This is a genomic window from Novosphingobium sp. (genome assembly GCF_027486195.1).
In the GTDB taxonomy this organism is placed as follows: domain Bacteria; phylum Pseudomonadota; class Alphaproteobacteria; order Sphingomonadales; family Sphingomonadaceae; genus Novosphingobium.
This window is the reverse complement of the sequence record NZ_JAIXPP010000095.1, coordinates 1-23143: the sequence shown is the minus strand read 5'-3', so window position 1 is coordinate 23143 and position 23143 is coordinate 1. Positions and strand designations below refer to the sequence as shown.

The following is a 23143-nucleotide window of genomic DNA, read 5'->3' as shown; positions in this document are numbered from 1 at the left end:
CTATGGCTTTGCCGGCTCTCCATCAATCAAAACCGACAGTTTGACGTCGCCAAATCCGGCTACTTGCAGCGGGATGGCAAGGTTCTGCCGGATTGCGTCCTTCGCCGCAGAGCGCGCTAGCCCCAGTAGCACCGGGTTGGCTGCCTGCTCCACCGCGAGACGTTCTGCCAGCTTCGTGTTGTCACGCGTCAGCTTGTCCTGCGCGGCGCGGGTGATCCACACGCCTTCGCGCAGATATTGCGCGCGTGCTTCGTCAAGGTTCGGACGCGTGACCTCGAGCGCGGGCAGGCGCACGGTCAAGGTTTGGCTCACCGCGTCCCAACGCATGCGATCCCGGCCCACTTTCCCCAGATCGATGGCATAGTCGACCCGCGCAGGGATGACCGCGACCTGCCGCGAGGTGACGAGGCCAAACAAACGGCTGTCATCGCTGGCCACGACCGGTGCCAACTCGGCGCTGAACACCGTGAGGCGATCCTGCTTGTCGAACGCGACCAGACTGGTCGCAAGCGGATCCCCGATCGGCGCCGGTTTCCACATCTGCCACGCCAGCCAGACGGCGATGGCTGCTGCGCCAAGGAACAGCAACCAAGGCAGAACCGCCAGGCGCCCACGCACTTGGACCAGTGGGGTTGCAGGTGCAGGCCGTGGGTTCAGGCGATCAAGGTCCATTGCAACTCCGGAGCGTCCGGCCCGCGGGCAATGCGGCCCTGTGCCTCGAGATCGATGAGATGCGCCAGCACCGAACGGCCTGCTGCGCCATTGAGGCGCGGATCGAGGCCCTTGTACATCTGGTTGACCATGTCCGGGATCGTGAACGGCGCCTCGCCGAGCAGTCGCAGGATCTGGGCTTCGCGCTGACGTCGATGCCCGATCATACCGCGTACTAGCTGCTGCGGCTTCGTGACGGCCGGACCGTGGGCGGGATAGTAGACCGTATCCTCGCGGCTCTGGAGCTTTTGCAGCGAGAGCATGTAGGCTTTCATGTCTCCGTCCGGCGGCGAGACGACTGTTGTCGACCAGCCCATGACGTGGTCGCCCGTGAACAGCGCGCCCGTTTCCAGCAAGGCAAAGCACACGTGATTGCTGGTGTGGCCCGGCGTTGCCACAGCCTCCAGTGTCCAACCATCACCTGAAACCTGCTCGCCGTCGGTCAGGACCCGGTCGGGCTTGTACAGCGGATCAAACTCGGCATCGGCCCGCACGCCGACGCCAGCACCACTGTCGTCAATCGCCAAAGCGGCGCAGCCGATGATCGGCGCTCCGGTCGCAGCCTGCAGAGGCAGCGCGGCGGGACTGTGATCGCGGTGGGTGTGCGTGCACATGATCGCCACCAGCCGCTGCCCGGCAATCGCCTTGAGAATGGCGTCGACATGGCCCTCGCCATTCGTATCGGCATGGCCGGCGACACCGGTGCCGGTCGGGCCCGGATCGATGACGGCGACATCGCGGCCGCTGCCGACCAGGTAGGTCTGCGTGCCGTTGAAGGTAAAGGGCGAAGGGTTCGGAGCGAGGACCCGGCGCACTTGCGGTTCCAGAACAACCGCAAGGCCGGTGTTCCATTCAGACCGATCGGGGATGGAGATGCCCGGTGCAGGGTTCGTGGTAGCCATATCCGCGATATGGGGATTTTCAGGCAGCGGCGCAACGCTGCGTCGCTCGATCGGCAGCGCAGCAAATCAAAGCGAAGCGGGGATTGCTGCTGCCAGCCTTTGGCGCAGGCGTTCGATGGCGCTGCCTGACGTGTCATGGTCCCCCCGCCACGCACGCTCAAGGCGCTGAATCCGCGTATAAAGTCGCTCGCTGTCCTGTACGCAGCGCTGGGCATCAGCGGGCAGCGCGAGAACCTGCGCAGGATCGCTGAGCGGAAAGTTGGCAATCAGGCGGCCATGCCGGCGGAGCTGCAACTCGCTGAGTTCACCTGCGAAATAAGCACGGTGATTGAGCAGCCACGCCAGACAGTGCATGATCCGCGTCGTCGTCCGCAGCGCCTCGCAGCTCACCTGCACATGCGCCAGATCGGCATCGGGGTCATCATTGGCACCTACCAGCGCCCGCTTGTCATGGCCCTGTCGCAACCTGTCGAACACCGCACGCACTTCTTCGGCAAGGACCAGTGCCTCGGCATACAGCGCCTCGATGATGCGCGGATTGAGATTGGGCATGAGCGCCATGCTCTGCGCATAAGCCCATCCTGACGCCGCACTCAACACATCCCCGGCGACGCGTTCACCAGGTTTTGAAACTGTGCCGGAACGATACGCTCAGCGAGTTTTGGGCCCTATCGTTCATCGCAGGTCAAGAATCTGAAATCAGGCGATTATGTCGGGAATCAGGTAGTCCTCGAGCAAGGCGATCTGGTCCTTAAGCCGCAACTTCCGCTTCTTGAGACGCGCGACTTGCAATTGATCATGCGCGCCGGTGCCGGACAGGGCGTCGATCGCCGCATCGAGGTCGCGATGCTCGATCCGCAGCATGTCGAGCCGCTTGCGCATTTCGTCTTCGGTCAACCGCGCAACTCCTAATCCTGTCAGCGCCGACGGTGCCGCATGGCGGCCTGCAGCGTACTTGCAGGCCTTCATGCGTTAACGCTTTGCTGCAACCGGAATACGCACAAACGCGCGCTTTGGACATCCCGACGCAGATAGGCTTGCAAGATACGGCGATTGTGGGAGCATGACAACGCGCCCACTCGGACGAGTCGAGGCCGACACGTCCATGCCGGTGCAAAAACTTCGGCCCAGATGCTCCGGCAGCGATCCTGCCGCCGGAGCGGGCCGAGGCTGGCGTCCTTGAGGAGGTTACCGCATGGAACTGTCGCATATCAGCGCCCTTGAATCCAAACATGCTGGTCTTGAACGGCGCATCGCCGAGGAACAGGGTCGCCCGTCGCCCAACGACGTGCTGATCAAGGAGCTGAAACTCCGAAAGTTGCGAATCAAGGAAGAGCTGGCGCAATTTCAGCAGGTTCACTGACAACGCCGTTGCGTTAAACCGCGGAAGGCTGGAAGGATCTACCGGCCAGCCTTCCGCATGACGAAACTCTACGCCAGGAAGCCTGCCAAGCGATCTTCCGGCGGGCCCTTGTCTCCCGATGGATACGAATTCATGAGCGGCAAAGGCGCCGCAGTTTGCAAACTGCCCTCTCTGCGCTAGGCCTTCCATCATGATCACTGCCGCCGCCGCTGCCCGCGCGATCCTGACATCCCTTCACGAGGTCATGGCATCCCGCGCCGGTGCGCAGGCAAAGCTGAACCAGATCGTCGATATCATCGGTGACAACCTCAACAGCGAGGTCTGCTCGATCTACCTGTTGCGCGAAGGCATGCTGGAGCTGTTTGCCACCCGCGGCCTTAATCAGGCGGCGGTTCATGTGACCCGTATGGCCGTGGGCGAAGGCCTTGTCGGCACGATCGCCGCGAATATCGAAACCCTGAACCTCGCCGAAGCCGCTGCCCATCCAGACTTCGCCTTCTTCCCCGAAACCGGCGAAGAGCGCTTCCACTCATTTGCTGGCGTGCCGATCGTTCGCCGTGCGCGGGCTGTCGGCGTGCTGGGCGTCCAGCATGTCGAGCCGCGGCGCTATGAGGAAGTAGAGATCGAGGCGCTCCAGACAGTGGCCATGGTGCTTTCCGAGCTTATCGCCAACGCCGATCTGATCGACGATGAAGACGTTCTCGGTGCCGATGCCCACCTCACCGGGCACGAACGGATTGCGGGCCTTACGCTCGTCAAAGGTCTCGCCAGCGGCGTTGCGGTGTTCCACCAGCCGCGCGTGACGATCGAGCATGTCGTTGCGGAAGACACCGAAGCCGAGCGTCAGCGGGTCTATCTCGCGTTTGACAAGATGCGCGAGCAGATCGACCGGATGGCGAGCCAGGCCGAGTTTGGCATGGGCGGAGAGCATGAGGAGGTCCTCGAGACCTATCGCATGTTTGCCTATGATGAAGGGTGGAGCCGGCGGATCAACGAGGCGATCGATTCGGGTCTTACCGCCGAAGCGGCGATCGAACGGGTCCAGCAGCGGACCCGCATGCGGATGCGCCAGATCGATGATCCGCTGCTGGCGGATCGCATGCACGATCTGGAGGATCTTTCGAACCGCCTCCTGCGCATCGTGTCCGGTCAATTGGGGACGGCCGCCAGCCTTGGGCTTAAGGGCGACGCGATCCTGATCGCGCGCAATCTCGGTCCGGCTGAACTGCTGGAGTATGACCGGCGGCGCCTCAAGGGCGTTATCCTCGAAGAAGGATCGTTGACCGCGCATGTGGTCATTGTGGCGCGCGCCATGGGCATCCCCGTGGTGGGGCGCATCCGCGCACTCCGTGCCAAGGTCCGTGAAGGCGACCAACTGCTGCTTGATGGCGATCAGGGTGTCGTCGATGTGCGGCCGGCGCCGACGCTCGTCGAGGCCTTCGAAGCGCGGTTCGCGCGCAATCGCGAACGGCAGGCGTTGTATGCGGCCATGCGCGATGTCGAACCTGTCTCGGCCGATGGCCAGCGCGTCCGGGTCATGATCAATGCGGGCCTGCGCGATGACATGCCGATGCTCAATCTGACCGGCGCGGATGGAATTGGCCTGTTCCGCACCGAGTTTCAGTTCCTCGTTTCGGCAACGCTTCCGGCACGCGAACGCCAGACGCGGCTCTATCGCGATGTGCTCGACGCAGCGGGTGATCGGCCAGTCGTTTTCCGCACCGTCGATATCGGTGGTGACAAGGTTCTCCCCTATCTTCGCCACAACGATGGCGAGACCGAGGAGAACCCGGCCATGGGGTGGCGCGCGCTGCGCGTGGCGCTTGAGCGCGACGGGCTGCTGAAGGTTCAGGCGCGTGCGCTGCTCGAGGCCGCTGGCGGACGAACGCTTAACGTGATGTTCCCGATGGTGACCGAACCGTGGGAGTTCGATGCCGCTCGCGCCGTATTTGAAAGCCAGCTCGCTTTTCTGAAGCAGCAGAAGAAGCTGCTGCCTGATGCGATTCGGTATGGCGCCATGCTCGAAGTGCCGGCGCTCGCGGAATGGCTCGATGTGCTTGCCCCGCGGCTGTCGTTCCTCTCGATCGGGACGAATGACCTCACCCAGTTCCTGTTTGCCGCAGATCGCGCCAACCCGAAGCTTGCCGAACGATATGACTGGCTTTCGCCTGCGATCCTCCGGTTCCTCCGCCGCGTCGTGCTCGCGGTTGCGCCGTCGGGCACCGATGTGACGGTGTGCGGCGAGATGGGCGGCCGGCGGTTGGAAGCGCTGGCCTTGCTGGGCATCGGCATTACCCGGCTTTCGATCACGCCAGCGGCGGTCGGTCCGATCAAGGAACTTGTCCGCAAGGTCGAGCTTCCCGCGATTCAGGCCGCGATGGAAGGGTGGCTTGCCCAGCCCCCGGTTAATCTGCGCGCGGAAATTGCCGCCTGGGCCACCGCGCGCGGCATTGATTACGATTGAACTCGTCGCACCAAGACGTCAGATCATGCCGACACTGATTCAAAATCATTGACTTTTCCGGTCAGGACATGCTGCCTTCGCGCGGGCTCGCAACCATCCAGAGAATACCCGGAACAACAATGAACGACGGGAGCTACGCCGTGGCCAAGGACGGCGAACGCAACATGGTCCATGCAGACCAATCGCATGATCCGGTTCTCTCCGGTGCGGGAGCGACTCCGCCGACGGGTGACGATGCGCAGGCCAGCGTAGCGGCTCGCCTGGTCGCAGCCCGTCTCGCGCTTGGACTGACCACCGCCGAGGTTGCCCGCCGTACAAGGGTCACACTCCGCCATATCGAAGCGCTTGAGGCTGGCGACTACAGCGTGATGCCCGGCCGTCCTTATGCGATCGGATTTGCCAAAGCCTACGCCCGCGCCGTTGGACTCGATGATGTCAGCATTGCCGATGCTGTCCGCTCCGAACTGCAAGGAAGTGCGCCGCGCCCCGAGCCGCGTGTGCTCAACCAGTTCGAAGTCGGCGATCCGGCGAAGACCCCATCCCGGCTTGTCGGCTGGCTTGCGCTGCTGCTGGTAGGCGCCATTCTTGCCATGGGCGGCATTTTCTGGCGCAGCTACTACGCGCCAGCTGTCTCGCTCCCATCGCTTGTTCAGGCGCCCGAGCAGCCAGCAGTTGCTGCTCCGAAGCAGGCGGATCCCGCTCCTCGGCCTGCCAGTGCGCAGCCTCCGGCAAACGGCCCGGTGGTGTTCACCGCGCTTGAGGAGGGCATCTGGGTCAAGTTCTATGATGGACAGGGCAAGCAGCTGATGCAGAAGCAGCTTGCCAAGGGTGAAAGCTACACAGTGCCTGGCGATGCCGTCGGCCCCAGGCTCTGGACCGGCCGGCCCGATGCTCTGGCGATCACGATTGCGGGCCAGTCCATTCCTCGCCTCGACGAGGCGGAGAAGATCTTGAAAGACGTGCCAATTGATGCCGCCAGCCTGCGCGCCCGGCTGGCTGCGCCCACTTCAGCGCCCGCCTCTGGCACTACAGCTACGGTTCACTAAGCCGCCGTTAACAGCGGCGATCTGTGTGAAACCCAGCGGTCGATCACGCAAATCTTGCCCAAATGCTTGCGCACGCCCCTCAAGGCAGCGCATGGAAGGAGCAATGATCCGACGGGAGTGACAATGAAGATCATGTTTGGCTCTGGCCGCATTGGTTCGGCGATGGCCCTCACCGTGGCTATCCTCGCTGCCAGCTTCACGCCGAGCGCTTTTGTCTCGGCTGCTTGGGCCCAGGCCGCGCCTGAAAGCACCGATGTTCGGCTGCGGCGGATTGAGTCGGAGTTGCGGGCTGTTCAACGCAAGGTCTTCCCCGATGGGGCCGGCAAGACATTCGGGCCCGAGATTACCCCGCCCGCGACAAGCTCGACCCCCGCAACGCCCGCGCCGACCGCTGTGACCGACCTCCTCACCCGCATGGACGCTGTCGAGGCGCAGTTGCAACGGTTGACCGCTGCCAGCGAAGAGAACCAGAATCACGTGGCCAAGCTTGAAGCTCGTCTGACGACGCTTGAAGCGGCTGGTTCCCCTCCGGCGGGTGCTTCTTCGCCGGCGGCCGAACCCGTTTCTGCAGCTCCAACGGCCGCTGCATCGACGCCTGCAACCGAGCCGACGACACCCGTCAAGACCTCGGCAAAACCCGCGCCCGCAAAGGCTGACGCTGCGAAGCCGGAGGTATCCCCGGATCGCGTCGCTGCGGTCATGGCCATCGAAAAGCCGTCGACCGACGACAAGGGCGAGGATGAGTACACGTTTGGCTATCGCTTGTGGGAAGCCAAGTTCTTCCCCGAGGCTCAGCAGCAGCTGCTGCGCGTAGTCCAGCAGTATCCCCGCCATGCCCGGATCAGTTATGCCCGCAATCTCCTCGGACGAGCATATCTCGACGATGGCAAGCCCGGCACAGCAGCGCAGTATTTTCTCCAGAACTATCAGGCCGATCGCAAAGGCGACCGGGCGGCGGACAGCCTGCTCTATCTCGGCGTCGCAATGAGCCGGCTGAAGGAGGAAAAGCGGGCCTGTGTTGCATTTGCGGAGTTCCGTCAGACCTACCCGACAGAGCTGATCGGACGCTTGAAGTCCCAGTACGAGGCCGCCACCAAGCCGGTGGTCTGCAATTGATAGCGTGCTGGAAGCCCGCTTCGCTGCCGATTGGCTAGCGATCTGGCCTGAGAAGACGGCAGCTGGTCTCGCCGTCTCGGGTGGGCCAGATAGTCTTGCGCTATTGCTATTGGCACGGGCAGCGATTCCCGGTGCCCTCAGGGTGGCGACGGTAGATCACGGACTGCGGCCAGAGAGCGCAGCCGAAGCACTTTACGTCGCCAAGCTGTGCGCCGATCTCGGCATTCCGCACGAGATCCTGACCATTGCACTGCCGTCAGGGCCAGCTGTGCAGGAGCGGGCGAGGGTTGCCCGCTATGCTGCGCTGGGTGATTGGGCTGTCCGCAGTGGACTGGCGGCCATCGCCACCGCGCACCACGCCGATGACCAGGCGGAGACGCTGTTTATGCGGCTGGCGCGCGGGGCCGGCGTTCGCGGTCTTGCGGCCATGCGCGGGATTTCTCCACTTCCGGGAAGGCCTGATTGCCAGCTGCTTCGTCCCCTGCTCGGCTGGCGCCGAAGCGATCTGGCAAAGATTGTTGCTGCTGCCGGGATCGAACCCGTGCTTGATCCATCGAATCGCGATCATCGCTTCGAGCGGGTCAGGATGCGGACCATGCTGAGCGGCTTGGGGGACATCGACCCGCTGTCCATTGCCGCCAGCGCACGCCATCTTGCCGAGGCCGATGCGGCCATCGATTGGGCGGCCGAACAGTGCTTTGGGGCTGTGAGAACGTCGGGGGGCGTTTCCTACTGGGATCCTCGCGGCGTTCCCCGCGCCGTGGCGCAGCGCGTGCTCGAGCGTATCCTGATCGAGGTCGGCACATCGAAGCCGCGTGGAAATGCCCTGGCGCGGTGGCACGACCGTTTGGCCGCGGGTGAGATTGCCACACTCGCTGGTGTGCGCGGCGATGGCCGAATGGCAGAATGGCGCTTCGTTGTGGCGCCTAGGCCGCGCTCAGTTGCCGCTTCGCCGAGTGGCAGTCCCTAGGGGCAAGAAATTCGCACCTTGGCTTATATTGCCATTCCCCATGGGCGTCCTACATTGGAGTAGCAAAATCATCCCGGATCGAAAGCCGCGCCATGAATGACGACCAGCCGCAGGGTAACCCCTGGATCAAGAGCCTCCTGATCTGGGGCGGCATCTTTCTCGCGCTGCTCCTTGTCGTTTCCATGTTCAACACGCGTACCGATCCTGCGGGGACGATGATCCCGTACTCGGATTTCCGCGCCAGCGTCGTGCAGGATAACGTGCGCGAAGTGCAGGTCGGACCGGACCGGATCACCGGCACGCTCAAGAACGACCAGCAGTTCAGCACCGTTCCTGTCCCCGGCGACGTCGAACTGACCAAGCTCCTTCAGGAACATGGGGTTCGCTATGCCGGCAAGGCGCAGGAGGAACCCAACCTTCTGCTCTACATTCTCGCCCAGTCGCTGCCGTTCCTTCTGATTCTGGGCGTCGCGTTCTTCGCACTGCGGCAGGTTCAGAAGGGTGGCGGCTCCGGCGCCATGGGCTTTGGCAAGTCCAAGGCAAAACTGCTGACGGAGCGCTCCGGGAAGGTGACCTTCGACGACGTCGCGGGCATTGATGAAGCGCGCGAGGAACTGCAGGAGATCGTGGAATTCCTGCGTGATCCCAGCCGCTTTTCCAAGCTTGGCGGGCAGATCCCCAAGGGCGCGTTGCTCGTCGGTTCACCCGGCACCGGCAAGACCCTGCTGGCCCGCGCCATCGCCGGCGAGGCGGGCGTGCCGTTCTTCACCATCTCCGGCTCCGATTTCGTCGAAATGTTTGTCGGCGTCGGCGCGAGCCGCGTGCGCGACATGTTCGATCAGGCGAAGAAGAACGCGCCTTGCATCGTCTTCATTGACGAAATCGATGCCGTCGGTCGGCACCGCGGCCACGGTCTCGGCAATTCGAACGACGAACGCGAGCAGACCCTGAACCAGCTCCTCGTCGAGATGGACGGCTTCGAGGCGAATGAGGGCATCATCATCATCGCCGCGACGAACCGGCCGGACGTGCTCGACCCTGCGCTCCTCCGTCCGGGCCGTTTCGACCGTCAGGTTGTCGTTCCGATCCCCGATATCGATGGGCGCGAGAAGATTCTCAGCGTGCACATGAAGAAGGTGCCGCTTGCTCCTGACGTGCTCCCGCGTGTCATTGCGCGCGGCACGCCCGGTTTCTCGGGTGCAGACCTTGCCAACCTCGTCAACGAGGCTGCGCTTCTGGCCGCCCGCCGTAACAAGCGGCTGGTTGCGATGCAGGAGTTCGAGGACGCGAAGGACAAGGTCATGATGGGCGCTGAACGCCGCTCGATGGTCATGACCGACGATGAGAAGAAGATGACCGCCTATCACGAGGCCGGGCACGCGATCGTCTCGATCAACGAGGCCGCCTCCGATCCGATCCACAAGGCGACCATCATCCCTCGTGGCCGCGCACTCGGCATGGTGATGCGCCTGCCCGAGCGAGACAGCTATTCCTATCACCGCGACAAGATGCATGCCAATCTCTCGGTGAGCATGGGTGGCCGTGTCGCCGAAGAGATCATCTTCGGGTACGACAAGGTTTCCTCTGGCGCATCGTCGGACATCCAGTACGCCACCAGCCTGGCGCGCAGCATGGTCACCAAATGGGGCATGTCGGACAAGCTGGGGCCACTTCAATACGAAGAAGCGCAGGAAGGCTATCTCGGCATGGGCGGTTCGCAGCGCACCATGATGTCCGATGAGACTAACAAGCTCATCGACAGCGAGATCCGCACACTGGTTGACGGCGCGCATGCGCGGGCGACCGATATCCTCAAGTCCCATGAGGACAAGCTTCATCTGCTGGCACAGGCGCTGCTAGAGTACGAGACCCTGAGCGGCGAGGAAATCCGTGCGCTGATGGAGAACGGCAAGCTTGATCGGCCGGAGGCACCGAGCGGTCCCGCGCGACCGGTGACGTCCGCAGGCGCCACTGTCCCTCGCGCCGGACGGCGCTTCTCGGGATCGGGCGATCCCCATCCCGCCGGGGCGTAAGGGGGGAAGCACAGTCACGATGGGTACCGCCAGCGAGGCAATAGTCATCCGCGCTTACGGCGGACCGGGAGTGATGAAGCTCGAAGGGGTCGAAGTCCCTGCGCCCTTGGCAGGCGAGCTCCTTGTGCGCCAGCATGCGGCGTCGGTTAACTTCCACGATATCTACGTTCGCTCGGGCTCCTACCGCACGCTCGACCTGCCCGGTATTCCGGGGCTTGAAGCCGTGGGCACGGTAGAAGCGGTTGGCGAGGGCGTTACGGACTTCGCCGTTGGCGATCGCATCGCGTACATTGCCCGGAACTACGGCGGATACGCCCGCGCCCGTACCATCAGCGCCGCGCTTGCCGTGCCGGTTCCGGCTGGCATCGATGATGGCGTAGCGGCGGCATGGTTCCTCAAGGGTCTCACCGCGCAGGCGCTGGTTGAGGAAGTCGAACCTGTTCGTCCGGGCATGGCCGTGCTGGTTCAGGCGGCCGGAGGCGGCGTCGGCCAGCTTGTTGCGCGGATGGCCCGGCTTAAGGGCGGTCGGGTGATCGGTACGGCGGGTTCAGAGCACAAGGCCGCAATCGCGATGGCTGCTGGTTGCGATGAAGTCATTCTCTACCGCCAGGAGGACGTTGCGACGCGTGTTATGGCGTTCACGGGCGGTGAAGGTGTTGGCGCGGCCTATGATGCAGTCGGCGCGGATACGTTCGAGGGCTCTCTGGCGTCGCTCGCCGTGAAGGGGCATCTTGTTCATTACGGACAGGCGTCAGGCCCCATACCGCCGTTCGACCTGTCGCGGCTCGGCGCAAAGTCGGCGAAAGTCTCGCGTCCGTTCCTCTGGCCCTACATTTCCACGCGCGGAACGCTGCTGTCCGCTTCCGAAAAGCTCTTTGCAGCAATGGCGGCAGGAGCCCTGCCGGTCACACTTGGCGGTCGTTTTGAACTACAGGACGCGGCAAAAGCGCACGCCGCGCTGGAGTCGCGGGCTGCTGGCCCGTTCGTTCTCGATTGCTAAGACAACCGCGGGTTTAGCCGGTGCTGGCTTCAGCAGCGATCGATACGAGATATATGGCCAGTGCCGACATGGCGAAAACCAGCAAGGCGGCTGTGCGAACCAACCCGCCCAACCGGGAAGTGCCGTATGTCCCGCGCAGCTGCTTGTACATGTGGATGGGCGGGACCAGCGCAAGCAGGCCTGCAACCGGGTCGGCACCAAAAGCCCCGGCTATCATGCCAGCCGCAAAGAGCAGCGTCATGAAGCTCAGCGAGTAGGTCACGAATACGGTGTGATCGTATAAGTGAAAGCGGCGGCTGAAGGGAAACAGCAGCCACAGGAACGGGACCGATATCGGTACCAGCGCCCAGCTGTATTTATAGGCGTGGCTTTGCATCTTGTAGAGCACCAGCTTGGGATTGCTCTGGGTTTCGTCGATCACCTCATCGAGAATCGAAAAGCCGGTCGAGGAAAGCTTCTCGCCGCCCATGCGGCGCATGGCGGCAAGCGCGCGCTCCTGTTGCTCGATGTCGGTGTCGAGATCGTCGGTATCGCCGCCTTTGGCTTCCACTTCAGCCCGCTTTGTCCGCGCGGCCTTGAGTGACTTCTCGATTTCGGCCGAGCCCTTCGACACCCCCACATTGATGGCAACATTACCATCCTTGCCCAGGTTGAGGTCACCGGCGGTCTGCTGGATAACCGCGAACATGATGAAGACGCTGAACAGGAACAGCGCAAGCGGCGAAACATAGCGCGCGCGGCGTCCGTCGATGTACTCGCGGGTGAGCTTGCCCGGCCGCGCGATCAACATCGGCAAAGTGTGCCAAATCTTGCCCTCGAAATGGAACACGCCGTGGAGCAGATCGTGAAAGAATGCACCGAGCGTCCGATGCACATGCGCTGTCTGTCCGCAATTATGGCAATGGCTCCCGACCAAGGGCGTGCCGCAGTTCAGACATGCGCTCTCGTGCGTATGTCCACTGTCCACCTCGCCCCCATTGGGTTCAAGTGCTCGCGCCGCAAGACCTGCTCCGATGGCATCACCCAGTACTTGTGCCTCGCTCATGCCGCCGCAGTCCTGCCCCGTTCTTTCCAGATTGCAGTTCATGTTAGCCAATCCGAAGCGCGGTGACCATGCCCGGAGGCCGGTCTGGCCGGAATGGACCGGAAATCCTTTGGCGGGTGCGAGGGACGTGCGTGGGTTTACGCTGAATTAACCTTGCGGGTGCAGGGCTTCTTCCGTGTCGGCAATGCGCGGCATCTGGACCGGACGAGCGGTTTCAGCGGCGGAAAGGGAAGCAACCGGAGTGTTGGGCCCACGTGACGAATTGGGGCTGGCCAGCACCGTGACCTTCGGTCGCGCGCGTCCCGGCGTGGTACCCGCGCGCCGCACGCCCATCCTGCCGCCTCCAGAACCGCCGCCGCCTCCTGCTCCCACGTTTCGGGACAGCAACCACCCTCTCGCGAAGCGGTGGACGCAGGTCTGCCATCGCATTGAATATTGGGCGGGTCGGCATGCGCTTGTGCCCGATCTTGCCGAGAACGTCGGCAGCGCTGGATGGTTTCGCGGCCTTGGCCTGCTTGTTGGTTTCACTGTGCTGGCACTGATGTTCTGGCCCCGCTTCGCGCCGCTTGAGGCTGCGCCGTTGACGACACTGGACGAAGCATCACAGGTCGAATTTCGCGCACAATCGCTGCGGTCATTTGCGAAGGGTTCGACGCAGGGGCGCCACTTTGCCGCAACCGAGGTGGTCACACGGCTGGCAGCCGCTCCCGAGCGCCCTGAAATCCAGCTTTCCGCAACGATCGGTGAGAACGACAGTCTGCCGCGCATGCTGCAGCGCGCCGGTGTTGGATCTGGCGATGCGGGACAAATCGCGGCCATGGTCGCCAGCGCTGTCCCTCTTGCGGAGATCGCGCCGGGCACTCGCTTCTCCATCACGCTCGGCGCGCGGGGCAACGCTTCGGATCCCCGGCCCCTCATGGCAATTGGCTTTCGCCCGCGTTTCGATCTCGCCATTTCGATCAATCGGCAAGGTGGAGGCCTGGCGCTCTCACGCAAGCCGATCACGGTTGATGTGACGCCGCTACGGGTTCAGGGCCTGGTTGGCACGAGCCTCTACCGTTCTGCTCGCGCTGCAGGGGCGCCGCCAAGCGCCGTGCAGGATTATCTGCGGGCGATCGATCAGGCGATTCCGTTCGAGGAGATCGCGCCTACCGACACATTCGACCTTGTCGTTGCCTACAAGCACACCGCTGATGGCGAGGGCGAGGCCGGCAATCTGCTCTATGCCGGCGTTGTCCGGACTGGCCAGCCGCGTGCGCAGTTGCTGCGCTGGGGTGCCGACGGCAGCTTTACCTCGCTGGCAGACCTTGCCGGAGGCGGACAGACCGACGGCGGATTGTTCGGCGCTCCGGTCAGCGGACATGTGACTTCGGGCTACGGCATGCGCCGTCATCCCATCCTTGGATATGTTCGCATGCATGCCGGCGTTGATTTCGCGGCCTCCTGGGGTTCGCCGATCTATGCCGTTACCGACGGCCGTGTGGCGTACGCTGGTTGGCATGGGGGCCATGGCAACTACGTGCGACTCGACCATGGCGGCGGCATTGCCACGGGCTATGGCCATATGAGCCGGATTGCCGTCGCGCCGGGAATGGCGGTCCGGCGCGGGCAGATCATCGGCTATGTCGGCTCGACCGGCCTCTCCACCGGTGCCCACCTCCATTACGAGGTCTATCGCGGGGGGCAGACAGTGGATCCGTTCTCCGTCCGGATGGTGCAGCGAACTCAAGCAGTTGATCCCAGGCAGGTCGCTGCCTTCAAGGCACGGTTGCAGGCCCTACTTTCGGTCCGGCCGGGCGCCATCGTCGGCACGCAGCACTAAGCAGGCGATCTCGCCCGGTTGCCCAAAGGTGCTGCAGCGCCTAGAACGGGGGCATGTCCGCTGGCTATCCCAACATTCGCCTCCGCCGCACCCGCGCCACCGCGTGGAGCCGCGTCCTGCACCGCGAAGTGCTTGTCACCCCTGCCGATCTGATCTGGCCCCTGTTTGTAACCGAAGGCAGGGGCATTGAGGATCCGATCGGTTCCCTGCCCGGCGTGTCGCGTTGGTCAGTCGATCTCGTGGCCGAGCGCGCCCGTGAAGCAGCGGCAGCCGGCATTCCCTGCATCGCCCTGTTCCCGAACACCCAGCCGGAGCGTCGCAGCGAGGACGGTGCCGAAGCGCTCAACCCGGACAACCTGATGTGCCGGGCGATCAAGGCGATCAAGGATGCCTGCGGAGAATCGCTCGGCGTTCTGACCGATGTTGCGCTCGACCCCTACACCAGCCACGGGCAGGACGGCCTGATCGATGACGAGGGCTATGTCCTCAACGACGCGACCGTGGATGTACTCGTGGGACAAAGCCTTAATCAGGCGGCTGCCGGTGCAGACATCATCGCGCCGTCCGACATGATGGACGGTCGCATTGGCGCGATTCGCGAGGCGCTCGAGGAGGGCGGCCATATCAACGTCCAGATCATGGCGTATGCGGCAAAGTACGCGTCCGCCTTCTATGGCCCGTTTCGCGACGCGGTCGGATCGCGAGGCCTGCTCAAGGGCAACAAGAAGACCTATCAGATGGATCCCGGCAACGCAGAGGAAGCGCTGCGCGAAGTCGAACTCGACCTTGCCGAGGGCGCAGACAGCGTCATGGTCAAGCCCGGCCTGCCCTATCTCGATATCGCCCTGCGCGTGAAAGAGGCCTTTCAGGTGCCGGTCTTTGCCTATCAGGTGAGCGGTGAGTACGCGATGATCGAAGCAGCTGCGGCTGCCGGTGCTGGCGATCGCGACGCGCTGGTTCTGGAAACCCTGCTCGCGTTCAAGCGTGCGGGTTGTTCTGGCGTCCTTACTTATCATGCGCTCCACGCTGCGCGTCTGATGGGTGCCTGAAACCGGAATGATCGAGACAGAGCGGCTTGTTCTGCGCCCTTGGCGCGATGCGGACCGTGAGCCATTCTGGGCGATGGCCTGCGATCCGCGCGTGATGGAGTATCTGCCTCCGCTGACCCGTGCCGAAAGTGACGCTGCGTTGGACCGGATGATCGCCACCGAGCGCGAACACGGTCACGTCTTCTGGGCGTTGGAACGCAAGGTCGAGGGCGATTTCATCGGCTTTTGCGGAATTCTCCCGCCTCGCTCGCCCATTTTCGAACACGAGATCGGCTGGCGCCTTGCCCATCATGCCTGGGGACAAGGTCTGGCGCGTGAAGCGGCCGAGGCATCACTGGCTTGGGCTTGGGCCAACTTGCCGGTTCCCGCGGTCATGGCGATCACCAATCTTGCCAACACGCGTAGCTGGGGCTTGATGGAGCGCCTCGGGATGATTCGCTATCCTGACGAGGACTTTGAGCATCCCGAGCTTGCCGAGGGTGATCCGCTTCGTCCGCATATTCTCTACCGCATCCACCGGCCGCTGCCCGAGGCCGATTGAAGGGAGCGCCATGCATCACGACGTCACCATCGCGGCCATTCACGGCAAGGCGCCGCGCATTCATCCAAGCGCCTTCATCGCACCGGGCTGCCGGATCATCGGTGATGTCGAGATCGGGCCGGAGGCCTCGGTCTGGTACAACTGCGTGATCCGCGGCGATGTGAACCGGATCGTGATCGGCGCGCGCAGCAACATTCAAGACGGGACCGTGATCCATTGCGACAGCCCTGATCCGCGTCACCCGCAAGGCTTCCCCACGCTGATCGGAGACGACGTTCTCGTCGGCCACATGGTCATGTTGCATGGCTGCACACTGGAAGACCGGGCGTTTGTCGGACTTGGTTCGGTAGTGATGAACGGTGCGGTGATTGAGGGCGATGGCATGCTGGCGGCAGGCGCACTGCTCACGCCGGGCAAGCGCATCGCCTCACGCCAGCTGTGGGGCGGCCGTCCCGCCGCCTACATGCGCGATCTCACTGATGCTGCGCTTCACGAGATGCAGCTGGGCGTCGCGCACTACGTTGGCAATGCGCGTGCCCATGGCGCTGCTCTGGCCAGCAATGGCGCGACCGAAAGCTGATTTTCCCTCCGCCGAGGCGCTGCGGTCATTCGCAGACGCTGATGGGCGGCTTGCGGTCAGGGTTACGCCCGGTGCGCGAAGTGAAGGGGTGGAGATTGTGTCCGGCCGCGTTCACGTCAAAGTGAGAGCCAAGCCGGAGGATGGCAAGGCGACTGCCGCAGTCGTCGATCTTCTGGGGCAGGTGCTGGCTGTTCCATCCTCGCAGATTGTCTTGTTGCGCGGCGCAACTTCGCGGGAAAAACTCTTCAAGATTCCACTGGTAGCCTGATCGCAACCAAGGCCATCATTCCCGCCCAGGCTGCCGCGATCCACAGACAGCCAGAGGGCCATTGGCTTTGGAAGAAAGCACCCAGCACGGCACCGATCAGCAGCCCTGCCCATAGCAGACCCCACTGAATCCATCCCGGCTCTGCTCTGCCCGCGATCCACAGCGCCACACCTTGCCCGAGGCGGACAAGAGCACCCGTCATATAGGTCAGCCCCACTGTCACTTCGCCGCCGCGCTGGAAGGTGTTGTTGGTCGCCCCCATGGCCAGCACAAGGGCTGCCAACATGAAGGTCTCATGGCCGAGCCCGCGCGCTGTTGCACCGATCAGCAAAAGCATCGTGACCACTCCCAGGACGACCGGCTTCCGGCGGCCTCCGGCTCGCAGCGCGACCAGCGCTCCCAATGTCACGCCGCACACAAAGCCTGCAATCAGCAATGCAGGTACCAGTGCCGCCCTCGATCCTGTGCTGAGCGCCACGCCCAGCCGTGTCGAATTGCCAGACATGAACGACACGAAATAGCCATTCGCCGAAAGGAAGCCCACCGCATCGACGAAACCCGCGAGGCCGGAAAGGGCGATCGCCAGCCTGCGTCGATGCGGATCATACCTCAGCATCGAAGCAGCTTAGCCGTTTGCTTGATCCTCGCCAATCAAGCCTTGGCCATACCCCGCGCCATCCGGTCCAGCACGTCCGCCAGAGCATCGGCGATGGCGGTATCGTCGGGTGCGATATCGGCAATCGCACGGCGCATCGCATCGGCCCATTGTCCGGCGAGCTCCCGATTGATTCCGAACGGCGCGTGCATGCTCACCATGCATTTGCCCGGGTTGGCCTCCCACCATGTTCGTGGGCCGCCGCTCCAACCGGCAAGGAAGAGCGGCAGCGATTCGCGCATGGGTGCAAGATCCGGCGCATGCATGGTTCTCAGCGCGGCAAATGCCGGGTCGGTCTCCATCAGATCGTAAAAGCGGTCGGTGATCCGGCGCAGAGCCGCCAAGCCTCCGATGCGATCATAGGGGCTGGCAGCGGGGGTTTCGGTCGTCGTGGCCAAGAATGCTCACTCCAAAGCGACAGTGCGGCAAGCCTGTGCCTGCCACCCGGCCGGGCAACCCGCCTTGATCAAGATCAAGTGACCAGTGCGCGCAGTGTCTCCAGTTGATCGGCTTCGTGTGCGGGTTTGTCCTGTCGGATGCGGTGGATGCGGGGGAATCGCATCGCCAGCCCGGACTTGTGCCGCTTGCTGAGATGGACCGAATCGAACGCCACTTCAAACACCAGGCTGCGATCGGTCTCCCGGACCGGTCCATACTTCGCGACCGTGTGCTGACGGACGTGGCGATCGAGGAACCGGAGTTCCTCGTCGGTAAAGCCAAAGTAGGCCTTGCCCACAGGCAGCAATTCCGCCCCCGCATCCGGATCGCCATTCCAGCAGCCGAAGGTGAAATCGGAGTAGAACGAGGAGCGTTTCCCCGAACCGCGCTGCGCATACATCAGGACGCAATCGATCAGCAGAGGCTCACGCTTCCACTTGTACCACAGCCCGGCCCGTCGCCCTGCCACATAGGGCGATTGGCGGTGCTTGAGCATGACGCCTTCGATGGCCGCATCGCGGGCACTGGCGCGGATCTCGGCGAGCGCGTCCATGTCCTTTGCGGCTATGGTCTGGGACAAGTCGAAACGCACCGGATCAAGCTGAGGTATGAGCGCTTCCAACCGGGCGCGGCGCTGCGACCAGGGTTGCTCGCGCAGGTCTTCGCCATTCAGGATCAGAAGGTCATAGAGCCGGACAAAGGCTGGCGCCTCCGCAAGCATCGCCTTCGAGACGGACTTGCGGCCGAGCCGCTGCTGCAGCGCGTTGAAGCTGGCCGCGCCACCTGCCTCTGCTCCTTGCGCCGAGCCGCGGAGGAGCAGTTCGCCATCGAGAACGGCAGGAATGTGCAAGGCGCCTGCGATCTCGGGAAAGCTCGCCGAAATCTCGTCGCCGCCGCGCGAATAGACCCTTGTCTCACCGCCTACATGGACCAGTTGAACCCGGATACCATCCCATTTCCATTCAGCCACGTATTCCGCAAGGCTGATCGTCTCGTCTTCCAGCGGATGGGCAAGCATGAACGGACGGAAAAGCGGCAGCAAATCGGTGCGCGGCGGCGGCGCCGTTCCAGCGGCCCATGCGAAGAGGTGTGAGTAGGGCGGCTCCTGACCGTGCCAGTACTCTTCGACCGCATCGACCGCCACGGCGAAAGCCTGCGCGAATGCGACCTTGGCCAAGCGGGCGGAGATGCCGATGCGCAGCGCACCGGTGGCAAACTTGATCAGGGCGTAGCGCCCGGGTGTATCAAGCCGGTCCAGCAGGCTCGCCAGAACAAGCGGCGCACTCGCGCGCGTGGTTTGGGAAAGAGCGGTAACCACCTCGCCAAGTGTTGGTGGCGGTTCGAGCGGGACAGGTTCCGGTTCCGGCCACAGCAAGCTTGCGGTCTCGGCAGTATCGCCAACGAAATCGCGTGAAAGCGTCCACAAGACTGGATCGATGCGGCTCGCCATCAGACCCCGCACCGTACCAGCCTTGATCGCGGGAAAATCGACCGCGCTGGTCAGGGCCGCGAGCGCCCAGCCGCGATCTGGATCGGGCGTCTCACGAAGATACTCGGCAATGAGCTCGAGTTTCCCGTTGCGCGAGGGTGTGAGCAGCAGGTTGTCGAGGAGGGCTGCAAACCGCTGCATCAGCGCTGGCCGTTTCCGGGGGCGGGGGGCTCAATCATCTTCGTCCTCGTAACCCGTCAAGGCGAGCGCACGGGCCTTGCGCTGGTGCAGTTCGCACCAGCGCAGCAGCGCATCTTCGCGGCCATGCGTGATCCATGTCTCGCCCGGATTCACGTCTGCAATGGTCGAGGTGAGTTCACTCCAATCGGCGTGATCCGAGATCACGAGTGGCAGTTCTACTCCGCGTTGGCGTACGCGTTGGCGCACGCGCATCCATCCGCTTGCCATGGCGGTCAGCGGGTCGGGCAACCGCCGACTCCAGCGGTCGTTAAGCGCCGATGGGGGGCAGATAACGATGCCACCAGCCAGTGCGGCCTTGGGCACGCCTGCAACCGATCGCAGATCGCCGAGCGGAACTCCCAGAGACTCATACAGGCGGCACATCGCCTCCATGGCGCCGTGGAGATAGATCGGTTCCTGCCAACCGGCTGCCCGCAGTTCCGCAATGATCCGCTGCGCCTTCCCGAGCGCATAGGCGCCGACCAGCACGCAGCGGTCCGGGTTCGCCTCACGCGCGCCGAGCAGCTTGGCAATTTCATCGCCGATTGGCGGGTGGCGAAAGACGGGCAGGCCGAAGGTGGCCTCGGTGATGAAGAGGTCGCAGGAGGTGACGGTAAACGGCGGGCAGGTCGGATCCGGACTACGCTTGTAATCCCCCGTTACGATCACTCTCTCGCCCGCATGCTCCAGCAGGACCTGCGCCGAGCCCAGCACATGGCCGGCTGGCAGAAAGGTTGCGGTTACGCCTCCGCCGATCGCAATCGGCTCGTGATAGCGGGCAGCCACAGCCCCATCCGCTACGCCATAGCGAACAGCCATGATGGCGAGGGTCTCGGATGTCGCTACGGTTTGGCCATGGCCGCCTCGCGCATGGTCTGCGTGGCCATGCGTCACGAGCGCGCGCGGGGCGGGGCGTGCCGGATCGATCCAGGCGTCTGCCGGAACGATCCGGATGCCCAACGGCTCCGCTTTGATCCACGTGAAACAACTGGCCATGCCATCACGAATGCCGTGATTGCTTCAGGGTTGCCAGAGACAAAAAGGGCGGAGACCCGAAGGCTCCGCCCCTTGTGTCAACGCGTGCCTGCGTCAGGCTTCGTCGGTATTCGGCTCCTCGGCCGTGGCCGAACCGCCCTTGCCCTTGCGCGCCTTCTTCTTGACGAGCTTCGGCGCGGCCGGGGTCAGCTCGAACGAGAGCACCGTCGGCTTGCCTTCCTCTTCCTTGAGGCTGACATGGACTTCGCCGCCATTAGCCAGCTTGCCGAAGAGCAACTCTTCCGCGAGCGGCTTCTTGACCTTCTCCTGGATGACGCGGCCCATCGGACGCGCACCATAGAGGCGGTCATAGCCCTGCTTGGCGAGCCAGGCGCGCGCGTCGCTGTCGAACTGGATGTGCACATTCTGCTCCGCCAGCTGCAGTTCAAGCTGGAGGATGAACTTGTCTACCACGCGGCTGACGACTTCCGGCGGCAGGTAGGCAAAGGGGACGATCGCATCGAGACGGTTGCGGAATTCGGGGGTGAACATCTTCTTCACCGCCTCATCGCCCGCATCCGCCTTGGACACGTCGCCGAAGCCGATCCCTTGCCGTGCCATGTCGCTGGCACCTGCGTTGGTCGTCATGATCAGTACGACATTGCGGAAATCGACCGTCTTGCCGTGATGATCGGTAAGCCTGCCGTTATCCATAACTTGCAGCAGGATGTTGAACAGGTCCGGATGTGCCTTTTCGATTTCGTCGAGCAACAGGACGCAGTGCGGCTGCTGGTCGATCGCATCGGTGAGCAGGCCGCCCTGATCAAAGCCGACATAGCCCGGAGGCGCGCCGATCAGGCGGCTAACCGAATGGCGTTCCATGTATTCGGACATGTCGAAGCGTTGCAGCGGGATACCCATGATCTGGGCAAGGCTGCGCGCCACTTCGGTCTTGCCGACGCCGGTGGGACCCGAGAACAGGAACGAACCGATCGGTTTGTCCGGATCGCGCAGACCCGCGCGGCTGAGCTTCATCGCCGACGACAGAACCTCGATCGCCTTGTCCTGGCCGAACACCAGTCGCTTGAGGTCTCGGTCGAGATGCTCAAGCACCTTCTTGTCGTCGCTCGAGACAGACTTGGGCGGGATGCGCGCCATCGTCGCGATGACCTGTTCGATCTCGCGCGCGGTGATCACCTTCTTGCGCTTCGAAGGCGGCACCAGCATCTGCATCGCGCCAACTTCGTCAATCACGTCGATCGCCTTGTCCGGCAGCTTGCGGTCGTTGATGTAGCGCGCCGAAAGCTCGACTGCGGTCTTGATCGCATCGGGCGTATAGCGAACCTTGTGGTGTTCCTCGAACGCACTGCGCAGGCCCTTGAGGATCTTGATCGTGTCCTCGATGGTCGGCTCGTTCACGTCGATCTTCTGGAACCGGCGCAGCAACGCGCGGTCTTTCTCGAAGTGATTGCGGAATTCCTTGTAGGTGGTCGAGCCGATGCAGCGGATCGTGCCGCCTGAAAGCGCGGGCTTCAGGAGGTTGGAGGCATCCATCGCACCGCCGCTGGTCGCGCCGGCACCGATCACCGTGTGGATTTCGTCGATGAACAGGATTGCATGCGGCATCTTTTCGAGCTCGGAAACGACCTGCTTCAGCCGCTCTTCGAAATCGCCGCGATAGCGCGTGCCGGCGAGAAGGGCGCCCATGTCGAGCGAATAGATCACGGCCTCGCTGAGGACTTCCGGCACATCGCCTTCGACGATCTTGCGCGCGAGGCCTTCCGCGATCGCGGTCTTGCCCACGCCGGGATCGCCCACGTAGAGCGGGTTGTTCTTCGAGCGACGGCACAGGATCTGGATCGTACGATCCACCTCGGGACCGCGGCCGATCAACGGATCAACCTTGCCATTCAGCGCCTTCTCATTGAGATTGACGGTGAATTGGTCGAGCGCTGAATCCTTCTTTGCGCCGCTCTTGGTGTCTGCCTTTTCTTCCTGCTGAGGCTGGGCTTCCTCGCTGCCCTTGGGGCTGCGGCTTTCGACCTGGCGACCGCCCTTGCCGATGCCGTGGCTGATGAAGCTCACTGCATCGAGCCGGCTCATGTCCTGCTGCTGAAGGAAGTAGACTGCGTACGAATCGCGTTCGGAGAACAGCGCCACCAGCACATTGGCTCCGGTGACCGTGTCCTTGCCCGACGACTGGACATGCAGGATGGCGCGCTGGATCACGCGCTGGAACCCCGCGGTCGGCTGCGGATCAGCCTTGTCCTGCGTCTTGAGGGATTGATACTCCTGATCGAGGTATTGGCGAACTACTTCACCAAGATCTCCCAGATCGACACCGCAGGCCTGCATGACCTGAGCGGCATCGGGGTCGTCGATCAGTGCGAGCAGGAGATGCTCCAGAGTCGCATACTCATGGCTGCGCTCCGATGCATTGCTGAGCGCAGAATGCAGCGTCTTCTCAAGGCTTTGCGCGAAACTGGGCATGGCACT

The 23143-nt window shown here is 63.3% G+C and carries 22 protein-coding genes; 12 read left to right on the top strand and 10 right to left on the bottom strand.

The features are described 5' to 3' along the window. The 4 genes from Q0071_RS17465 to Q0071_RS17450 form a co-directional block, all read right to left on the bottom strand. Complete coding sequence (locus Q0071_RS17465) at positions 1 to 672, bottom strand: DUF4230 domain-containing protein (protein ID WP_298172491.1); 672 nt, start codon at positions 670 to 672, stop codon at positions 1 to 3. Continuing rightward, positions 654 to 1613 (bottom strand): MBL fold metallo-hydrolase, encoded by a 960-nt coding sequence (locus Q0071_RS17460; protein WP_298172487.1) that lies wholly within the window; start codon positions 1611 to 1613, stop codon positions 654 to 656. The genes Q0071_RS17465 and Q0071_RS17460 overlap by 19 nt, the downstream gene beginning before the upstream one ends. A 66-nt stretch (positions 1614 to 1679) precedes the next feature. After that, positions 1680 to 2174 carry a DUF1465 family protein gene (locus Q0071_RS17455; RefSeq protein ID WP_298172484.1) on the bottom strand — a complete coding sequence of 165 codons (495 nt, stop codon included), beginning with the start codon at positions 2172 to 2174 and terminating at the stop codon, positions 1680 to 1682. A gap of 138 nt (positions 2175 to 2312) precedes the next feature. Continuing rightward, positions 2313 to 2510, bottom strand: coding sequence for a DUF465 domain-containing protein (locus Q0071_RS17450; protein ID WP_298172481.1), 198 nt, complete (start codon positions 2508 to 2510; stop codon positions 2313 to 2315). Between the two features lie 298 nt (positions 2511 to 2808). On the opposite strand from Q0071_RS17450, the gene Q0071_RS17445 reads away from it, so the two are divergent. The 7 genes from Q0071_RS17445 to Q0071_RS17415 all read left to right on the top strand — a co-directional run bounded on the left by Q0071_RS17445 (position 2809) and on the right by Q0071_RS17415 (position 11605). Further along, positions 2809 to 2976 (top strand): DUF465 domain-containing protein, encoded by a 168-nt coding sequence (locus tag Q0071_RS17445; RefSeq protein WP_298172478.1) that lies wholly within the window; start codon positions 2809 to 2811, stop codon positions 2974 to 2976. A gap of 190 nt (positions 2977 to 3166) precedes the next feature. Continuing rightward, the gene (gene ptsP / locus Q0071_RS17440) at positions 3167 to 5440 is read left to right on the top strand and encodes a phosphoenolpyruvate--protein phosphotransferase (protein ID WP_298172475.1); all 2274 of its coding nucleotides are present in this window, start codon (positions 3167 to 3169) and stop codon (positions 5438 to 5440) included. A 119-nt stretch (positions 5441 to 5559) separates the two neighbouring features. After that, complete coding sequence (locus Q0071_RS17435; RefSeq protein WP_298172472.1) at positions 5560 to 6486, top strand: helix-turn-helix domain-containing protein; 927 nt, start codon at positions 5560 to 5562, stop codon at positions 6484 to 6486. A gap of 162 nt (positions 6487 to 6648) precedes the next feature. After that, positions 6649 to 7602: a tetratricopeptide repeat protein gene (locus Q0071_RS17430; RefSeq protein WP_298172469.1), complete on the top strand. Its 954-nt coding sequence runs from the start codon at positions 6649 to 6651 to the stop codon at positions 7600 to 7602. A gap of 4 nt (positions 7603 to 7606) precedes the next feature. Then, positions 7607 to 8572: a tRNA lysidine(34) synthetase TilS gene (tilS, locus tag Q0071_RS17425; RefSeq protein WP_298172466.1), complete on the top strand. Its 966-nt coding sequence runs from the start codon at positions 7607 to 7609 to the stop codon at positions 8570 to 8572. Between the two features lie 92 nt (positions 8573 to 8664). Next, entirely contained in the window at positions 8665 to 10605 is a 1941-nt protein-coding gene (gene ftsH / locus Q0071_RS17420; protein ID WP_298172463.1) for an ATP-dependent zinc metalloprotease FtsH, read from the top strand. A 19-nt stretch (positions 10606 to 10624) separates the two neighbouring features. After that, positions 10625 to 11605 carry a quinone oxidoreductase gene (locus Q0071_RS17415; protein ID WP_298172460.1) on the top strand — a complete coding sequence of 327 codons (981 nt, stop codon included), beginning with the start codon at positions 10625 to 10627 and terminating at the stop codon, positions 11603 to 11605. Positions 11606 to 11618: 13 nt separating this feature from the next. Here the strand turns inward: Q0071_RS17415 and Q0071_RS17410 are convergent, their stop codons facing one another. Further along, positions 11619 to 12692, bottom strand: coding sequence for a DUF3667 domain-containing protein (locus tag Q0071_RS17410; protein WP_298172457.1), 1074 nt, complete (start codon positions 12690 to 12692; stop codon positions 11619 to 11621). Positions 12693 to 12891: 199 nt separating this feature from the next. On the opposite strand from Q0071_RS17410, the gene Q0071_RS17405 reads away from it, so the two are divergent. Genes Q0071_RS17405 through Q0071_RS17385 form a run of 5 tightly spaced genes read left to right on the top strand, consistent with a single transcriptional unit; the run spans position 12892 to position 16910 of the window. Next, entirely contained in the window at positions 12892 to 14472 is a 1581-nt protein-coding gene (locus Q0071_RS17405) for a M23 family metallopeptidase (protein WP_298172454.1), read from the top strand. Between the two features lie 53 nt (positions 14473 to 14525). Then, positions 14526 to 15521: a porphobilinogen synthase gene (hemB, locus tag Q0071_RS17400; protein ID WP_298172451.1), complete on the top strand. Its 996-nt coding sequence runs from the start codon at positions 14526 to 14528 to the stop codon at positions 15519 to 15521. Between the two features lie 7 nt (positions 15522 to 15528). After that, positions 15529 to 16062: a GNAT family N-acetyltransferase gene (locus tag Q0071_RS17395; protein ID WP_298172448.1), complete on the top strand. Its 534-nt coding sequence runs from the start codon at positions 15529 to 15531 to the stop codon at positions 16060 to 16062. A 10-nt stretch (positions 16063 to 16072) separates the two neighbouring features. Continuing rightward, positions 16073 to 16642: a gamma carbonic anhydrase family protein gene (locus tag Q0071_RS17390; RefSeq protein ID WP_298172445.1), complete on the top strand. Its 570-nt coding sequence runs from the start codon at positions 16073 to 16075 to the stop codon at positions 16640 to 16642. Beyond that, positions 16623 to 16910 (top strand): DUF167 domain-containing protein, encoded by a 288-nt coding sequence (locus Q0071_RS17385; protein ID WP_298172524.1) that lies wholly within the window; start codon positions 16623 to 16625, stop codon positions 16908 to 16910. The genes Q0071_RS17390 and Q0071_RS17385 overlap by 20 nt, the downstream gene beginning before the upstream one ends. Here the strand turns inward: Q0071_RS17385 and Q0071_RS17380 are convergent. The 5 genes from Q0071_RS17380 to clpA all read right to left on the bottom strand — a co-directional run bounded on the left by Q0071_RS17380 (position 16888) and on the right by clpA (position 23137). Then, positions 16888 to 17526 carry a YoaK family protein gene (locus tag Q0071_RS17380; protein ID WP_298172422.1) on the bottom strand — a complete coding sequence of 213 codons (639 nt, stop codon included), beginning with the start codon at positions 17524 to 17526 and terminating at the stop codon, positions 16888 to 16890. The genes Q0071_RS17385 and Q0071_RS17380 overlap by 23 nt on opposite strands. Positions 17527 to 17561: 35 nt before the next feature. Continuing rightward, complete coding sequence (locus Q0071_RS17375) at positions 17562 to 17963, bottom strand: group II truncated hemoglobin (protein ID WP_298172419.1); 402 nt, start codon at positions 17961 to 17963, stop codon at positions 17562 to 17564. A gap of 74 nt (positions 17964 to 18037) precedes the next feature. Beyond that, a complete protein-coding gene (locus Q0071_RS17370; RefSeq protein ID WP_298172416.1) occupies positions 18038 to 19633 on the bottom strand; it encodes a cisplatin damage response ATP-dependent DNA ligase in 1596 nt (531 codons plus the stop codon). Positions 19634 to 19663: 30 nt separating this feature from the next. Further along, positions 19664 to 20668 carry a ligase-associated DNA damage response exonuclease gene (locus tag Q0071_RS17365; RefSeq protein ID WP_298172413.1) on the bottom strand — a complete coding sequence of 335 codons (1005 nt, stop codon included), beginning with the start codon at positions 20666 to 20668 and terminating at the stop codon, positions 19664 to 19666. A 93-nt stretch (positions 20669 to 20761) separates the two neighbouring features. Beyond that, a complete protein-coding gene (clpA, locus tag Q0071_RS17360) occupies positions 20762 to 23137 on the bottom strand; it encodes an ATP-dependent Clp protease ATP-binding subunit ClpA (RefSeq protein ID WP_298172521.1) in 2376 nt (791 codons plus the stop codon). Between the last annotated feature and the right edge of the window lie 6 nt (positions 23138 to 23143).

What these genes read in the sequence shown, in the direction of transcription:
- clpA (WP_298172521.1), bottom strand. Translation starts at nt 23,137, where the DNA reads ATGCCCAGTTTCGCGCAAAGCCTTGAGAAGACGCTGCATTCTGCGCTC.
- Q0071_RS17455 (WP_298172484.1), bottom strand. Translation starts at nt 2,174, where the DNA reads ATGGCGCTCATGCCCAATCTCAATCCGCGCATCATCGAGGCGCTGTAT.
- Q0071_RS17410 (WP_298172457.1), bottom strand. Translation starts at nt 12,692, where the DNA reads ATGAACTGCAATCTGGAAAGAACGGGGCAGGACTGCGGCGGCATGAGC.
- Q0071_RS17370 (WP_298172416.1), bottom strand. Translation starts at nt 19,633, where the DNA reads ATGCAGCGGTTTGCAGCCCTCCTCGACAACCTGCTGCTCACACCCTCG.
- Q0071_RS17395 (WP_298172448.1), top strand. Translation starts at nt 15,529, where the DNA reads ATGATCGAGACAGAGCGGCTTGTTCTGCGCCCTTGGCGCGATGCGGAC.
- Q0071_RS17435 (WP_298172472.1), top strand. Translation starts at nt 5,560, where the DNA reads ATGAACGACGGGAGCTACGCCGTGGCCAAGGACGGCGAACGCAACATG.
- Q0071_RS17415 (WP_298172460.1), top strand. Translation starts at nt 10,625, where the DNA reads ATGGGTACCGCCAGCGAGGCAATAGTCATCCGCGCTTACGGCGGACCG.
- Q0071_RS17445 (WP_298172478.1), top strand. Translation starts at nt 2,809, where the DNA reads ATGGAACTGTCGCATATCAGCGCCCTTGAATCCAAACATGCTGGTCTT.
- Q0071_RS17430 (WP_298172469.1), top strand. Translation starts at nt 6,649, where the DNA reads ATGGCCCTCACCGTGGCTATCCTCGCTGCCAGCTTCACGCCGAGCGCT.
- hemB (WP_298172451.1), top strand. Translation starts at nt 14,526, where the DNA reads ATGTCCGCTGGCTATCCCAACATTCGCCTCCGCCGCACCCGCGCCACC.
- Q0071_RS17460 (WP_298172487.1), bottom strand. Translation starts at nt 1,613, where the DNA reads ATGGCTACCACGAACCCTGCACCGGGCATCTCCATCCCCGATCGGTCT.
- ftsH (WP_298172463.1), top strand. Translation starts at nt 8,665, where the DNA reads ATGAATGACGACCAGCCGCAGGGTAACCCCTGGATCAAGAGCCTCCTG.
- Q0071_RS17380 (WP_298172422.1), bottom strand. Translation starts at nt 17,526, where the DNA reads ATGCTGAGGTATGATCCGCATCGACGCAGGCTGGCGATCGCCCTTTCC.
- Q0071_RS17365 (WP_298172413.1), bottom strand. Translation starts at nt 20,668, where the DNA reads ATGGCCAGTTGTTTCACGTGGATCAAAGCGGAGCCGTTGGGCATCCGG.
- ptsP (WP_298172475.1), top strand. Translation starts at nt 3,167, where the DNA reads ATGATCACTGCCGCCGCCGCTGCCCGCGCGATCCTGACATCCCTTCAC.
- Q0071_RS17390 (WP_298172445.1), top strand. Translation starts at nt 16,073, where the DNA reads ATGCATCACGACGTCACCATCGCGGCCATTCACGGCAAGGCGCCGCGC.
- Q0071_RS17385 (WP_298172524.1), top strand. Translation starts at nt 16,623, where the DNA reads ATGGCGCGACCGAAAGCTGATTTTCCCTCCGCCGAGGCGCTGCGGTCA.
- Q0071_RS17465 (WP_298172491.1), bottom strand. Translation starts at nt 672, where the DNA reads ATGGACCTTGATCGCCTGAACCCACGGCCTGCACCTGCAACCCCACTG.